We start from the raw sequence: 15874 nt of genomic DNA on the forward strand, positions 1-15874 counted from the left end.
TCATGAGCGAGCTGTTACTGATAGATGATGACCAGGAGCTCTGCGAGCTGCTGACCAGTTGGCTGAGCCAGGAAGGTTTCCAGGTGCGCGCCTGCCACGACGGCTTGAGCGCGCGCAAAGCCCTGGCCGACAGCGCCCCTGCAGCAGTGGTGCTTGATGTGATGCTGCCCGACGGCAGCGGCCTGGAGCTGCTCAAGCAATTGCGCAACGACCATCCGGAACTGCCGGTGCTGATGCTTTCGGCACGGGGCGAGCCGCTGGACCGCATCCTCGGCCTGGAGCTGGGCGCCGACGATTACCTGGCCAAGCCCTGCGACCCGCGCGAACTGACTGCCCGCTTGCGCGCCGTATTGCGCCGCAGTCATCCGGCGGCGGTGTCTACTCAGCTGGAACTGGGCGACCTGTGCTTCAGCCCGGTGCGTGGGGTGGTGACCATCGATGAGCAGGAATTTGCCCTCACCGTTTCCGAGAGTCGCCTGCTTGAAGCCTTGCTGCGCCAGCCGGGTGAACCGCTGGATAAGCAGGAACTGGCGCAGATTGCCCTGGGGCGTAAGTTGACCCTTTACGATCGCAGCTTGGATATGCACGTGAGCAACCTGCGTAAAAAGATCGGCCCACACCCGGATGGCCGACCACGGATCGTGGCGTTGCGTAGTCGCGGGTATTATTACAGCCTCTGAGGATTGCGGGGGGTTGGGCCTTGGGGCGAGCTTTTGGGGTGGGGGTATATCCGTTGTTTGGGTGATGGCCGCTTTGGGTTCCGCCCTTACGGCGGGTCACTTTGGAAAAGCCCCAAAGTAACCAAAGGGCTCTTGCCCCACCACTCGGCACCTCGCCTAGGCTCGGTGTGCCCGAACGAAGGCTTGAATCCGTGGGCCGCCGTGACGGGCCATCCATGGCCCAACACGGCTAACCCGGCGTCCTGCCGGGTTACCCACGGATTCAAGCCTGCGTTCGGCCAGCGTGGTTTAACGGGGCGCCTAAGATCAAAGTCAACAGCAGATCAAGATCAAAAGCAGAGCACGGCGGCCTGGTAGCCGACCTGAGTGGTTAGATCAAAAGCGCAAGCAAGGCGGCCTGACAGCCGACCTGATCTTGAAGGCTGAACTCAATCAAATGTGGGAGCTGGCTTGCCTGCGATGGCATCAACTGGTTGTGCCTGATAGACCGAGTTGTCTGCATCGCAGGCAAGCCAGCTCCCACAGAAAAGCAAAAGCAGAGCGGTGCAGTGCTGGCGGCTGCACTCGGTCAACTTGTGGGAGCGGGCTTGCTCGCGAAGGCGGCGTGTCAGCTACACATGAACTAACTGACCCACCGCCTTCGCGAGCAAGCCCGCTCCCACATTTGGATCTCTGTGCATCAGATAGAGGTGCGTTGCCGTGCTGTTGATCTGCTTTTGCTTCAACCACTCAGGTCGGCTACTAGGCCGCCGTGCTCTGCTTTTGATCTGCTTTTGACTTTGATCTGACAGGCCCCGTCAACCACGCTGGCCGAACGCAGGCTTGAATCCGTGGGTAACCCGGCAGGACGCCGGGTTAGCTGCGTTGGGCCATGGATGGCCCGTCGCGGCGGCCCACGGATTCAAGCCGGAGTGAGGGCACACCGAGCCTGGGCGAGGTGCCGAGTGGTGGGGCAAAGACCTTTTGGTTACTTTTGGGGCGTTTGCCAAAAGTGACCCGCTGTAAGAGCGGAACCGTAAGTGGCCATAACCGCAGCAACGGATATGCACTCAGCCCCAACCCCACCCCAAGTTTTGTCAGCCCCCACCAACCCCCTCTTTACCCAAGCTTTACCCACACCTGACCGCCGCTGACCTTGATCTGAGTAACCTACTCACATCCGGACTCACCGGAATAGAGACAGGAGAATCACCATGCGCAAGACCCTTATCGCTTTGATGTTCGCCGCTGCCCTGCCGACCGTTGCCATGGCCGCCGCGCCAGAAGGCCCAGGCCCGATGGGCGGCCCTGAAGGCCACATGATGGGTGGCCCGGGCCACGGCGGTGAACACGGTCCGCGTGGCAAAGGCGGCCCGCTGAGCCAACTCGACCTGAGCCGCGAACAGCGCGAGCAAATCGGCAAGCTGATGGGTGAACAATGGCACGGCCGCAAAGAGATCGTGCGCAAGTACCTGGACAAACTCCCAGCCGCTGACCAGCAAGCCATGAAAAACGAAATGGCCGCCGCCAAGCAAAAAACCCAGGCTGACATCCGCGCCGTGCTCAAGCCCGATCAACAGAAGAAATTCGACGAGATCGTCAAGAAACAAGCCGAACGCCGCGCCGAGTGGAAGGAATTCCAGGCCTGGAAAGCCCAGCAGCCGCAAAAAGCGCAATAATGCTCTAGCTTTACCACCCCAGCCCAGTGGCTCGCGCCGCTGGGCTTTTCCTGCTTGAGGGTTTCCTGTGCGTTCATTGTTCTGGCGCATCCTGGCCAGTTTCTGGCTGGCCATCGCCTTGGTTGCCGGGCTGTCGATCCTGCTTGGGCACATGCTCAACCAGGACGCCTGGATTCTCAGCCGTCATCCCGGCCTCAACAACCTGGCGCAGGAGTGGACGCAACTCTACGAAGCCCAGGGCGAGGACGCCGCTCAGGATTTACTGCAACAACGCAAACGCCAGTACCACATCGACGTGCAGGTGCTCAATGAAAGCGGCGAGCCGGTGGTGCGCGGTACGTTCCCCCGCCGCGCCGCCGCCTTCGAGGCCCGGCAAAATGACAGCCAGGACGGCCACCTGCCGTGGCGCCGCCTGACCGCCGAGTACACCAGTGAAAAAACCGGCGACACCTACCTGCTGATCTACCGCATCCCGCACCCGGAACTCGACGCCTGGCACCGCAGTAGCCTGCTCTGGCCGCTGAGTGCGCTGGCGATTGCGCTGGTGGTGCTGACCCTCTTCAGCCTGCTGGTGACGCTGTCCATTACCCGCCCGCTCAGCCGTCTGCGCGGCGCGGTGCATGACCTGGGCCAGGCCACCTACCAACAAAACAGCCTGGCGCGCCTGGCCAACCGACGCGATGAATTCGGCGTATTGGCCACCGACTTCAACCGCATGGGCGCCCGCCTGCAAAGCCTGATCGGCAGCCAGCGCCAGTTGCTGCGCGACGTGTCCCACGAACTGCGCTCACCCCTGGCCCGCTTGCGCATCGCCCTGGCGTTGGCCGAACGCGCAAGCCCTGAAGAACGCGAAAGACTCTGGCCACGCCTGACCCGCGAGTGCGATCGCCTGGAAGCGCTGATCAGCGAAATCCTGGTCTTGGCCCGCGTCGATGCCGACAACGCGAGTGCCGAAGAAGTCGACCTCAACCCACTGCTCAAAAGCCTGCAAAAGGACGCCCAGCTCGGCGCTCCCGACCAGGTGGTGCAACTGACCGCCGACCCCGAGCTGGCGCTCAAGGGCTGGCCGACCATGATCGAGCGCGCCGTGGATAACCTGCTGCGCAACGCCCAGCGCTTCAACCCACAGGGTCAACCGATCGAGTTGCACGCCCGGCGCCACGGCGAGCGCATTCTGATCAGCGTGCGCGACCACGGCCCCGGCGTCGAAGCCGAACACCTCAGCCAATTGGGCGAACCGTTTTACCGCGCGCCCGGCCAGGCTGCCCAAGGCCACGGCCTGGGTCTGGCGATTGCCAGGCGCGCAGCGGAACGCCATGGCGGCAGCCTGATCCTGGCCAATCACCCCGACGGAGGTTTCATCGCCAGCATCGACCTGCCGTTGGAACCGGGAGTTGTCACACCGGTGTGAGGATCTTCTATAGTGGCCCTTCTCTAACGGAGGGCCTTTGATGACTGACCTGCTGACTCCCATCCAAGCCGCACTCGATCTACCGCAATCCCCGCTGACTTTCACCGAGGCTGGCGCCCTGCCCTCGACCTTCGCCGTCACCGAACTGGCCAGCGCCAGCATTGGCGCAGCCGGCCAGGCCGTGGCTCACCTTATCCACCAACAGACCGGGCGTTTGCCCAGCGTCAGCGTGGACCGGCGCCTCGCCTCCTTCTGGTTTTCGTCCTCGATTCGCCCCTTGGGTTGGGAAACACCGCCGCTGTGGGACCCGGTGGCCGGCGACTATGCCTGCGCCGATGGCTGGATTCGCCTGCACACCAACGCCCCGCATCACCGCGCCGCCGCCGAACGGGTCTTGGGCAAGGTCAATGACCGCGCCGAAATGGCCGCAAACGTTGCTACGTGGAACGCCGCCGAGCTGGAGCAGGCGATTGTCGATGTCAACGGCTGCGCAGCGCAGATGCGCGCGTGGCAGGCCTGGCAAACCCATCCCCAGGGGTTGGCGGTGAATGCCGAGAAGTTGGTGCAGCGCCAGACCTTCGACACCACCACCGACAAACCCTGGCTTGGCTCGGTGGCGCGCCCGTTGGCGGGCATCAAGGTATTGGACCTGACGCGCGTATTGGCCGGCCCCGTGGCCAGTCGCTTCCTCGCCGGGCTCGGCGCCGACGTGCTGCGCATCGACTCGCCTGACTGGAACGAACCCGGCGTGGTGCCGGAAATGACCTTGGGCAAACGCTGCGCACGTCTGGACTTGAAGAGCCCCGAAGGCCGACAGGTGTTTGAAGCGCTGCTCAAGGACGCCGACATCCTGTTTCACGGTTACCGCGCCGACGCCCTTGAGCAACTGGGCTACACCGCCGCAGAACTGCAGACCCTCGCCCCCGGGCTGATCGACGTGAGCCTCAATGCCTATGGCTGGAGCGGCCCCTGGCGCAATCGCCGCGGCTTCGACAGCCTGGTGCAGATGAGCAGCGGGATTGCCGACGCGGGCATGGCCTGGAAGCAGTCGGATAAACCGGTGCCGCTGCCGGTGCAGGCGCTGGATCACGCCACCGGGTATTTGATGGCAGCCAGCGCGATCCAGGCGCTAAGCGAACGCTTTAAATCCGGGCGTGGCGGCTCGGCGCGATTGTCACTGGCGCGCACGGCGAAGTTGCTGGTGGAAGCCGGACAGGTGCCGCAGCAACCGGCGTTACGGGCCGAAGAGCCGAGTGACCAGGGGTTGGTGGTGGAGCAGACGGCGTGGGGTCAGGCCCATCGGTTGCTGGCACCGGTCACCCTCAGCGGCACGCCGCTGCAGTGGGATTTGCCGGCGGGGGAATTGGGCTCGCACCGGGCTCAGTGGTGACCTGAAGACCGCCTTCGCGGGCAAGCCCGCTCCCACACTTTACCGAGTACACCCTTTGGAACGCGGTCAACCTGTGGCAGCGGGCTTGCCCGCGAAGACGCTTTACCGAGTACATCCTTTGGAATGCGGTCAACCTGTGAGAGCGGGCTTGCCCGCGAAGACACTTTACCGAGTACATCCTTTGGAACGCGGCCAACCTGTGGGAGCGGGCTTGCCCGCGAAGACGCTTTACCGAGTACATCCTTTGGAATGCGGTCAACCTGTGGCAGCGGGCTTGCCCGCGAAGACGCTTTACCGAGTACACCCTTTGGAACGCGGTCAACCTGTGGCAGCGGGCTTGCCCGCGAAGACGCCTTACCGAGTACATCCTTTGGAACGCGGTCAACATGTGTGAGCGGGCTTGCCCGCGAAGACGCCTTACCGAGTACATCCTTTGGAGTGCGGTCAACCTGTGAGAGCGGGCTTGCCCGCGAAGACACTTTACCGAGTACATCCTTTGGAATGCGGTCAACCTGTGGGAGCGGGCTTGCCCGCAAAGAGACTTTACCGAGTACATTCTTTGGAATGCAGTCAACCTGTGGCAGCGGGCTTGCCCGCGAAGACGCCTTACCGAGTACATCCTTTGGAGCGCGGTCAACCTGTGGCAGCGGGCTCGCCCGCGAAGAGGCTTTACCGAGTACATCCTTTGAAATGCGGTCAACCTGTGGGAGCGGGCTTGCCCGCGAAGAGGCCCTAACAGACGCCATCAATCCGCCCGTTGCAGCGACGCCCACAAATGCTGCGCTGCATACGCCCTCAACGGCCGCCACGCCTCAGCCCGCACCAATAACTGGCGCGCCGAAACCGGCCCGCCTTCCAATGCCGCCAATGCATTGATCAACCCAACATCCCCCGACGCAAACGCATCCGGCTCACGCATTTGACGCATGGCGATGTATTGCGCGGTCCAGTCGCCAATCCCCGGCAAGGCCACCAGCCGGGCCACGCCGTCGTTGAGACTGGCTTTGGGCTCAAACAACTGCGGGTCATCCAGCAACGCCTGAGCCACACCGGACATCGTGCGGCCCCGCGCTTTGGGCATGCCCAACGTCGCCAGATCCGCCTGCGCCAACACCTGCGGCGTCGGGAACAGATGGGTGATACCCGCGTGTGGGGTTGCCAGTGGCTGGCCATACTGCGCCACCAGCTTGCCCGCCAGGCGAATGGCTGCGACCACCGTGATCTGCTGGCCCAATACTGCGCGAATCGCCAGTTCCAGACCGTCCCACGCGCCCGGCACGCGAAGGCCCGGACGCGCCGCCACCAGTTGCGCCATCAACGGGTCGGCAGCCAATTGCGCGTTGATCAACCCGGGCTGGGCGTCCAGGTCGAACATGGCTCTCAAACGCCGCTCGACCTCAGCAAGCGCCGCCGCGTCAGAAACCTCGACGCCTACTTCCAACCAATCGCCCGCGCCCGGCGCAACGCTGATCCAGCCGTGGCAACCGTCAACATGGATGCTGCGCCGATACACACCTGCCTCGACACTTTCCAGCCCAGTGATCGCACGCAGGGACAAAAAGCCCAGCATCGCCGCCCAGTCATAGGGCGGCTGATACGCCAGTCTCACAACGACAATACCCCGCCATACAAGCCATATGCCGCCAACCCCGCGCCGGCGACAACGCAGCTGAAAATGCCTTTTTCCACAGGGGTGAACAAGGGCTGGCCCTGCTCGCGCTTGGCCAGGGCGAACAGAATCACACCGGGCGCATACAGCAGTGCCGACAGCAGCAGGTATTTCAAGCCGCCGGCATAAAGCAGCCACACGGCATACGCCAGGGCAATCAGGCCCACCAGCAAATCTTGCATGCGCTGGCGGCGGGCGCCTTCGTAGGTTTCGCCACGCACACTCAACAGCACCGCATAGGCCGCCGACCACAGGTACGGCACCAGAATCATCGAAGACGCCAGGTAGATCAGTGTGGTGTAGGTGCTGTGGGAAAACAGCGTGATCACCAGAAAGATCTGGATCATCACATTGGTCAGCCACAGCGCGTTGACCGGCACCTGGTTGGCGTTTTCCTTTTTCAGGAAAGCCGGCATGGTCTTGTCATGGGCAGTGGCATACAGAATTTCCGCGCACAGCAGCGCCCAGGACAGCAAGGCGCCAAGCAAGGACACGGCCAGGCCAATGCTGATCGCCATCGCGCCCCAAGGGCCGACGATATGTTCCAGCACGCCCGCCAGGGACGGGTTTTGCAACTGCGCCAATTCCGGCTGGCTCATGATTCCCAAGGACAACACATTCACCAGCACCAGCAGCGCCAGGACCCCAAGAAACCCGATTACCGTGGCCCGGCCGACGTCCGAACGCTTCTCGGCCCGCGCCGAATACACGCTGGCGCCTTCGATGCCGATGAACACAAACACGGTGACCAGCATCATGTTGCGCACTTGATCAACCACGCTGCCGACTTGCGGGTTGCCCAGGCCCCAGATGTCACGGGTGAAGATATCCGCCTTGAACGCCACACCGGCGATCACGATAAACATCAGCAGCGGCACGATCTTCGCCACGGTGGTGATCTGGTTGATGAACGCTGCCTCCTTGATCCCGCGCATCACTAGAAAATGCACGGCCCACAACAACAGCGAGGCGCAGGCGATGGCGATCGGCGTGTTGCCCTGGCCGAACACCGGGAAAAAGTAGCCGAGGGTGCTGAACAGCAACACGAAGTAACCGACATTGCCCATCCAGGCGCTGATCCAGTAACCCCAGGCCGACGAAAACCCCATGTAGTCGCCAAAACCGGCCTTGGCGTAGGCATACACCCCGGAGTCCAGTTCGGGCTTGCGGTTGGCCAGGGTCTGAAACACGAAGGCCAACGTCAGCATGCCCACGGCGGTGATCGCCCAGCCGATCAATATGGCGCCCACTTCAGCGCGTGCAGCCATGTTCTGCGGCAAGGAGAAAATCCCCCCGCCAATCATTGAGCCCACCACCAGGGCGATCAGCGCACTGAGTTTGAGTTTTTGGGCCGGTTGCGACATGGACACTCCTGAATAACTAACAATTGAGCTGACGACCGTGCACTCAACTAATTAGTTCAGCGAGTGTAACGTTTATTAAAGACAGCGATAAAACGGTCAAGCTCATAACGTAATGGCATGACAGTTTATATAGTTTAGGTTTATTTAGAATTTAAATAGGCAGGCACTTTGCCAGCTTCCGGCTATTTGGCAGTCCGTCCCGAAAAAGTTTGCACATTCAGCAAAAGGGGCTAGCTTCAAAAGTCCACATAAACGCACTAAATGATTAATCACAACGCAGAGCCGCTCTGGGACGCGACTTTGCGAGGAACACTATTGCTCAGGGTTCTTACCCCTAAGTCATTAATTCACAATGGAATGTGCCAATGAAGTGATCTGAGTCAGCTGTTTGATTAGCGCACGGAATTATTCTGTGGTCTCTCTTCTCCTGCATTGGAGTCATGCAATGTCTGAATCTCCCGGAAAACTTCGATTAGGCGCGCTGGTTGCGCTGGTCGTGGGCTCAATGATTGGTGGCGGGATCTTCTCACTGCCGCAAAACATGGCCGCCAGCGCCGATGTGGGTGCGGTGTTGATTGGGTGGGTGATTACCGCCATCGGCATGCTGACCCTCGCCTTCGTGTTCCAGACCCTGGCCAACCGCAAACCCGACCTCGACGGCGGCGTGTACGCCTACGCCAAGGCCGGTTTCGGCGACTACATGGGCTTCTCGTCAGCCTGGGGTTACTGGATCAGCGCCTGGCTGGGCAACGTCGGTTACTTCGTGTTGCTGTTCAGCACCCTCGGTTACTTCTTTCCGATCTTTGGCGAAGGCAACACCCCGGCAGCGGTGATTGGCGCGTCGGTGTTGCTGTGGGCCGTGCACTTTCTGGTACTGCGCGGGATCAAGGAAGCGGCGTTCATCAACCTGGTGACCACCGTCGCCAAGGTCGTGCCGCTGGTGCTGTTCGTGTTGATCGCACTGTTCGCGTTCAAGCTGGACATCTTCACCGCTGACATCTGGGGCGTTAAAAACCCGGACCTGGGCAGTGTGATGAACCAGGTGCGCAACATGATGCTGGTCACCGTGTGGGTGTTCATCGGCATCGAAGGCGCGAGCATCTTCTCGTCGCGGGCGGAAAAACGCAGCGACGTGGGCAAGGCCACGGTGATTGGCTTTATCACCGTGCTGCTGTTCCTGATGCTGGTGAACGTGCTGTCTTTGGGGATCATGACCCAGCCGGAACTGGCCAAGTTGCAGAACCCGTCGATGGCCGCCGTGCTGGAGCATGTGGTCGGTCATTGGGGCGCAGTGCTGATCAGCGTCGGCTTGATCATTTCCTTGCTGGGCGCGCTGCTGTCGTGGGTGCTGTTGTGTGCGGAGATCATGTTCGCCGCCGCCAAGGACCACACCATGCCGGAGTTCCTGCGTAAGGAAAACGCCAACCACGTGCCGGCCAACGCCCTGTGGCTGACCAACGCCATGGTGCAGATTTTCCTGGTGATCACGCTGTTTTCCGCCAGCACCTACCTGTCGCTGATCTACCTCGCCACCTCGATGATCCTGGTGCCTTACCTGTGGTCGGCCGCTTATGCGTTGCTGCTGGCGGTGCGCGGCGAGACCTACGAAAACGCCCTGCGCGAACGCAAGAAAGACCTGTTCATCGGCGCCATCGCGTTGATCTACGCGGTCTGGCTGCTCTACGCCGGCGGCGTGAAATACCTGCTGCTGTCCGCCCTGCTGTACGCACCTGGCGTAATCCTGTTCGCCAAAGCCAAGCATGAATTGGGCAAACCGATTTTCACCAACGTCGAGAAGCTGATTTTCGCCGCCGTCGTCATTGGCGCCCTGGTGGCTGCCTATGGCCTCTACGACGGCTTCTTGACTCTGTAAGTGTTTTCTACTGGAGGATCTGTAATGACCACGGAAAAAGTGAAGTACGGCGTACATTCCGAAGCCGGCAAACTGCGCAAAGTCATGGTGTGCTCCCCAGGTTTGGCCCACCAGCGGCTGACCCCCAACAACTGCGATGAACTGCTGTTCGATGACGTGCTGTGGGTGGCCCAGGCCAAGCGCGACCACTTCGACTTCGTCACCAAGATGCGCGAGCGGGATATCGATGTGCTGGAAATGCACAACCTGCTGACCGACATCGTTGCCATCCCCGAAGCGCTGGACTGGATTCTGGAACGCAAGATCACCCCAAACACCGTGGGCCTTGGCCTGGTCGATGAAGTCAGTTCCTGGCTGCGCAGCCTTGAGCCGCGCAAAATCAGCGAGTTCCTGATCGGTGGCGTGTCGGCCGAGGACCTGCCGAGCAGCTTCGGTGGCAAGACCATCGAGATGTTCCGCGACTTCCTCGGCCACGCAAGCTTCATTCTGCCGCCGCTGCCCAACACCCAGTTCACTCGCGACACCACCTGCTGGATCTACGGCGGCGTGACGCTGAACCCGATGTACTGGCCGGCGCGACGCCAGGAAACCCTGCTGGCCTCGGCCATCTACAAATTCCACCCCGAGTTCACCAACGCAGACTTCCAGATCTGGTACGGCGACCCCGACCAGGAGCATGGGGCCGCCACGCTGGAAGGCGGCGACGTCATGCCGATTGGCAATGGCGTGGTGTTGATCGGCATGGGCGAGCGCTCTTCTCACCAGGCCATTGGCCAACTGGCGCGCAACCTGTTCAAAAACAAAGCCGTGGAACGCGTGATCGTTGCCGGCCTGCCCAAATCCCGCGCGGCGATGCACCTGGACACCGTGTTCAGCTTCTGCGACCGCGACCTGGTCACCGTCTTCCCGGAAGTGGTCAACCAGATCATCCCCTTCACCCTGCGCCCGGATGAAAGCAAGCCCCACGGCATCGATATCCAGCGGGAGAAAACCAACTTCCTCGAAACCGTGGCCGCAGCACTCAACCTCAAGGCGCTGCGCGTGGTCGAGACCGGCGGCAACAGCTTCGCCGCCGAGCGCGAGCAGTGGGACGACGGCAACAACGTAGTGGCCGTGGAGCCTGGCGTGGTGATCGGCTACGACCGCAACACCTACACCAACACCCTGCTGCGCAAGGCCGGCGTGGAAGTCATCACCATCAGCGCCGGTGAACTCGGTCGCGGCCGTGGCGGCGGCCACTGCATGACCTGCCCGATCATCCGCGACCCAATCGACTACTAACTTTCAAACCTTGGCCGCCGCTCATGAGGCGCCGGCCAAGGGGATAACCTAAACAGAAGGAGATCCACCATGGCTTTTAATATGCGCAACCGCAGCCTGCTCTCGCTGATGCACCACACCACCCGCGAGCTGCACTACCTGCTGGACCTGTCCCGCGACCTCAAGCGCGCCAAATACACCGGCACCGAGCGTCCACACCTGAAGGGCAAAAACATCGCGCTGATCTTCGAAAAAACCTCGACCCGCACCCGTTGCGCGTTCGAAGTGGCGGCCCACGACCAGGGCGCCCACGTCACCTACATCGACCCGGTGTCGTCGCAGATCGGCCACAAAGAAAGCATGAAAGACACCGCCCGCGTATTGGGCCGCATGTTCGATGCCATCGAGTACCGTGGCTTTGAACAGGAAATCGTCGAAGAGCTGGCCAAGTTCGCCGGCGTGCCGGTGTTCAACGGCCTCACCGCCGAATTCCACCCGACGCAAATGATCGCCGACACCCTGACCATGCGCGAACACAGCGACAAGCCGCTGCATGACATCAGCTACGCCTACCTCGGCGATGCGCGTTACAACATGGGCAATTCGCTGCTGATGATCGGCGCCAAGCTGGGCATGGACGTGCGCATCGGCGCGCCGAAAGCCCTGTGGCCACACGAGGATTTCATCAAGCAGTGCCAGGCGTTTGCCGAAGAGAGCGGCGCGCGCATCACCATCACTGAAGACCCGAAAGAAGCGGTCAAAGGCGTGGACTTCATCCACACCGATATCTGGGTGTCGATGGGCGAGCCAGTGGAAGCGTGGGACGAGCGTATCGAGCAACTGCTGCCGTACCAGGTCAACGCCAAAATGATGAAGGCCTCGGGCAACCCACGCGTGAAGTTCATGCACTGCCTGCCGGCGTTTCATAACAGCGAAACCAAGGTGGGCAAGGACATTGCCGCGCGTTACCCGAACCTGGCCAATGGTGTGGAAGTGACCGAAGAGGTGTTCGAGTCGCCGGCCAACATCGCCTTTGAGCAAGCGGAAAACCGCATGCACACCATCAAGGCGATTCTGGTGTCGGCGCTGGCGGATATCTAACCCAACACCGCTCCCACTGTTGGAACGCAGTCAATGTGGGAGTGCTTCTGTGGGAGCTGGCTTGCCTGCGATGCAGACGCCTCGGTATTTCAGATGTACCGAGGTGATGCCATCGCAGGCAAGCCCGGCTCCCACATAAGCCCTCTCCCACATTGGGTCCTGTGTTCGCAACCTAGAACTTTCAGAAGGACATTCTTTATGCGTATCGTCGTTGCACTGGGCGGTAACGCCCTGCTCCGCCGTGGTGAACCCATGACCGCGGATAACCAACGCGCCAACATCCGAATCGCCACCGAACAGATCGCCAAGATCCATCCCGGCAACGAGTTGGTGATCGCCCACGGCAATGGCCCGCAAGTCGGCCTGCTGTCGTTGCAGGCGGCGGCCTATACCAGCGTGTCGCCCTACCCGCTGGACGTGCTGGGCGCCGAAACCGAAGGCATGATCGGCTACATCATCGAACAGGAATTGGGCAACCTGCTGGACTTCGAAGTGCCGTTCGCAACCTTGCTGACCCAGGTGGAAGTGGACGCCAACGACCCGGCCTTCAAAAACCCGACCAAACCCATCGGCCCGGTATACGCCAAAGCCGAAGCCGAGAAACTCGCCGCCGAAAAAGGCTGGGCCATCGCCCCGGACGGCGATAAGTATCGTCGTGTGGTTGCCAGCCCACGCCCCAAACGCATCTTTGAAATCCGCCCGATCAAGTGGCTGCTGGAAAAAAACGCCATCGTGATCTGCGCCGGTGGCGGCGGCATCCCGACCATGTACGGCGAGGACGGCAAGCTGCGTGGCATTGAAGCGGTGATCGACAAAGACCTGTGCTCATCCCTGCTGGCCGCGCAACTGGACGCCGATTTGCTGGTGATCGCCACCGACGTTAATGCGGCCTTTATCGACTTCGGCAAGCCGACCCAGAAAGCCATCGGCCAGGCCCACCCCGACGACATGGAAAAACTCGGCTTCGCCGCCGGCTCCATGGGCCCCAAGGTACAAGCCGCCTGCGAGTTCGCCCGCCAGACTGGAAAAACCGCCGTCATCGGTTCACTCTCGGACATCGAAGCCATCGTCCAGGGCAGTGCCGGTACACGCATCAGCACGGCAAAACCTGGCATCACCTATCTGTGAAGTAAAGGAGATACGCCTATGGCCACCTTTGAACCCGGTCACTTGCACGTCGAACGTCACGCGCTCAACAAGGATGACTACAGCTACAACCTGTGCATCGACTACGAGGTCAGCCAGGACCCAAAGGAAGGCAAGGGAATGCTCTTCAAGCTGCACGGTTCGGTGCAGGGCAAGGACCTCAAGGAGGAATTCTTTTTGCCCAAGGACCAGGCCTTTGATTTTGCGCGCCATGCGATGAACATCGCGCAGAAATATGGCATGCCCAAGATCGCGACGCTTAACGGCCAGATGCACAAGCAGTACGACTTGATGTTTGAGGACGTACGGCATCAGCTGGATGTGAAGCCCGGGGATCCGGTCAAGCCCGAGCACTTGGGATAACACGTTCGCACTGACACAACACCCTCCATGTGGGAGCGGGCTTGCTCGCGAATGCGGTCTTTCAGTCAATGAATCAAGCGACTGGCACACCGCATTCGCGAGCAAGCCCGCTCCCACATTTTGATCTCCCTCAGCGCCAAGGCATACTTGCCGCCTCACGCTCCCCAGAATCGTTAACCGCCCCATGCGTATCCACGTCAGCTTCATCGACCGCGTCGGCATTACCCAGGAAGTCCTGGCCCTGCTCGGTGGGCGCAATCTCAACCTGGATGCGGTGGAGATGGTGCCGCCCAACGTCTACATCGATGCGCCGACGCTGAGCGCCGAGGTACTCGAAGAACTGCGCGACGCGCTGTTCAGCGTGCACGGTGTACAGGCGGTCACGGTGGTGGACATCCTCCCCGGCCAACGCCGCCACCTGCAACTCGACGCCCTGCTGGCCGCCATGACCGACCCGGTGCTGGCGCTGGACAGTGCCGGCAAGATCCTGCTGGCCAACCCGGCGCTGATCGCCCTGTACGGCCGCGAGCCGGCGGGGGAAAGCATCAGCGAGCTGTTCAACGACGCGGCGCTGCTGGAGACCTTGCTGGAACACGGCTTTCGCCTGCCGCTGCGCGAAATCAGCGTCAACGGCCAGACTTTTTTGCTGGACGCCACGCCGATCACCGACGCCGGCGCCCTGCTGACGCTGTACCAGCCCAACCGCATCGGCGAGCAACTGTCGGCGCTGCACCACGACCATGCCGAAGGCTTTGATGCGTTGTTGGGCGAGTCACCGGTGATCCGCACCCTCAAGGCGCGTGCGCAGCGCGTCGCGGCACTCGATGCGCCGCTGTTGATCCAAGGCGAAACCGGCACCGGCAAAGAGCTGGTCGCGCGGGCCTGTCACGCCATCAGCGCGCGCCACAGTGCGCCGTTTCTGGCCTTGAACTGCGCGGCGCTGCCGGAAAACCTCGCCGAGAGTGAACTGTTCGGCTACGCCCCCGGCGCCTTTACCGGCGCGCAGCGCGGCGGCAAGCCGGGGCTGATGGAGCTGGCCAACCAAGGCACGGTGTTTCTGGATGAAATCGGCGAGATGTCACCGTATTTGCAGGCCAAGCTGCTGCGTTTTCTCAACGACGGCAGCTTCCGGCGCGTCGGCGGCGACCGCGAAGTAAAGGTCAATGTGCGCATCCTCAGCGCCACCCACCGCGACCTGGAAAAGATGGTCAGCGAAGGCACCTTTCGTGAAGACCTGTTCTACCGCCTCAATGTGCTCAACGTCGAAGTGCCGCCGTTGCGCGAGCGCGGCCAGGACATCTTGCTGCTCGCCCGCTACTTCATGCAGCAGGCCTGCGCGCAGATCCAGCGCCCGGTGTGCCGCCTGGCGCCGGGCACCTATCCGGCGCTGTTGGGAAACCGCTGGCCGGGCAACGTTCGGCAGCTGCAAAACGTGATCTTCCGCGCCGCCGCGATTTGCGAAAGCAGTTTGGTGGACATCGGCGACCTGGACATCGCCGGCACGTCGGTGGCGCGCCAAAGCGACGGTGAAGTCGACAGCCTCGAACAAGCAGTGGAAGACTTCGAGCGCAGCCTGCTGGAAAAGCTCTACGCCAGTTACCCCTCGACCCGCCAACTGGCGAGCCGCCTGCAGACTTCGCACACCGCGATTGCCCACCGCCTGCGCAAGTACGGCATCCCAAACAAACCCTGAACGCACTCGATCTATAGGTGGGAGCGGGCTTGCTCGCGAAAGCGGTGGGTCAGCTACAGATGTGCTGACTGACACACTGCTTTCGCGAGCAAGCCCGCTCCCACATTGGATTGCATGCCAAATCTAGTCTGAGAACGACATCCAGCGTACTGAAAGCGCTACAGCGTAACGATATCGCTACAACCCTGTTTTTTGCGCGCCATGCAAGGCTTTGATCCACATAGGCTTTTTTTCAGCGGCCCAGCTGTAGCGAAATCGCTACAGGC

The 15874-nt window shown here is 61.5% G+C and carries 12 protein-coding genes; 10 read left to right on the forward strand and 2 right to left on the reverse strand.

All coding sequences use genetic code 11. The annotated features are described in order from the left end of the window. Positions 1-2: 2 nt before the first annotated feature. From C4J83_RS24030 to C4J83_RS24055, 4 genes are all read left to right on the forward strand, one after another. On the forward strand, positions 3-680 hold the full coding sequence (locus C4J83_RS24030; RefSeq protein ID WP_119741452.1) for a response regulator transcription factor: 678 nt from the start codon (positions 3-5) through the stop codon (positions 678-680). Positions 681-1873: 1193 nt separating this feature from the next. After that, positions 1874-2338: an LTXXQ domain protein gene (locus C4J83_RS24045; protein ID WP_106578411.1), complete on the forward strand. Its 465-nt coding sequence runs from the start codon at positions 1874-1876 to the stop codon at positions 2336-2338. A 67-nt stretch (positions 2339-2405) separates the two neighbouring features. After that, on the forward strand, positions 2406-3749 hold the full coding sequence (locus C4J83_RS24050) for a sensor histidine kinase (protein ID WP_124418349.1): 1344 nt from the start codon (positions 2406-2408) through the stop codon (positions 3747-3749). Positions 3750-3789: 40 nt separating this feature from the next. Continuing rightward, positions 3790-5139, forward strand: coding sequence for a CoA transferase (locus tag C4J83_RS24055; protein ID WP_124418350.1), 1350 nt, complete (start codon positions 3790-3792; stop codon positions 5137-5139). 745 nt (positions 5140-5884) lie between these two features. Here C4J83_RS24055 and C4J83_RS24060 read toward each other — a convergent pair. Together C4J83_RS24060 and arcD (C4J83_RS24065) are read right to left on the reverse strand one after the other, a co-directional pair. Then, on the reverse strand, positions 5885-6748 hold the full coding sequence (locus C4J83_RS24060) for a DNA-3-methyladenine glycosylase family protein (protein WP_124418351.1): 864 nt from the start codon (positions 6746-6748) through the stop codon (positions 5885-5887). Then, on the reverse strand, positions 6745-8172 hold the full coding sequence (gene arcD, locus C4J83_RS24065; RefSeq protein WP_124418352.1) for an arginine-ornithine antiporter: 1428 nt from the start codon (positions 8170-8172) through the stop codon (positions 6745-6747). Before arcD (C4J83_RS24065) ends, C4J83_RS24060 begins: the two co-directional genes overlap by 4 nt. 445 nt (positions 8173-8617) lie before the next feature. Between arcD (C4J83_RS24065) and arcD (C4J83_RS24070) the strand changes: the two genes are divergently transcribed. The 6 genes from arcD (C4J83_RS24070) to gcsR all read left to right on the forward strand — a co-directional run bounded on the left by arcD (C4J83_RS24070) (position 8618) and on the right by gcsR (position 15608). Next, positions 8618-10045 carry an arginine-ornithine antiporter gene (arcD, locus tag C4J83_RS24070; protein WP_106578406.1) on the forward strand — a complete coding sequence of 476 codons (1428 nt, stop codon included), beginning with the start codon at positions 8618-8620 and terminating at the stop codon, positions 10043-10045. A gap of 24 nt (positions 10046-10069) precedes the next feature. Further along, on the forward strand, positions 10070-11326 hold the full coding sequence (gene arcA, locus C4J83_RS24075; RefSeq protein WP_106578405.1) for an arginine deiminase: 1257 nt from the start codon (positions 10070-10072) through the stop codon (positions 11324-11326). A gap of 69 nt (positions 11327-11395) precedes the next feature. Further along, positions 11396-12406 carry an ornithine carbamoyltransferase gene (locus tag C4J83_RS24080; RefSeq protein ID WP_071484378.1) on the forward strand — a complete coding sequence of 337 codons (1011 nt, stop codon included), beginning with the start codon at positions 11396-11398 and terminating at the stop codon, positions 12404-12406. 198 nt (positions 12407-12604) lie between these two features. Then, positions 12605-13534, forward strand: a complete 930-nt coding sequence (gene arcC / locus C4J83_RS24090; protein ID WP_124418354.1) for a carbamate kinase — start codon at positions 12605-12607, stop codon at positions 13532-13534. 18 nt (positions 13535-13552) lie between these two features. Next, complete coding sequence (locus C4J83_RS24095) at positions 13553-13915, forward strand: DUF5064 family protein (protein ID WP_119737150.1); 363 nt, start codon at positions 13553-13555, stop codon at positions 13913-13915. Between the two features lie 184 nt (positions 13916-14099). Continuing rightward, positions 14100-15608: a transcriptional regulator GcsR gene (gene gcsR / locus C4J83_RS24100; RefSeq protein WP_106578402.1), complete on the forward strand. Its 1509-nt coding sequence runs from the start codon at positions 14100-14102 to the stop codon at positions 15606-15608. Positions 15609-15874 lie beyond the last annotated feature (266 nt).

The organism is Pseudomonas sp. LBUM920 (genome assembly GCF_003852315.1).
Lineage (GTDB): Bacteria > Pseudomonadota > Gammaproteobacteria > Pseudomonadales > Pseudomonadaceae > Aquipseudomonas.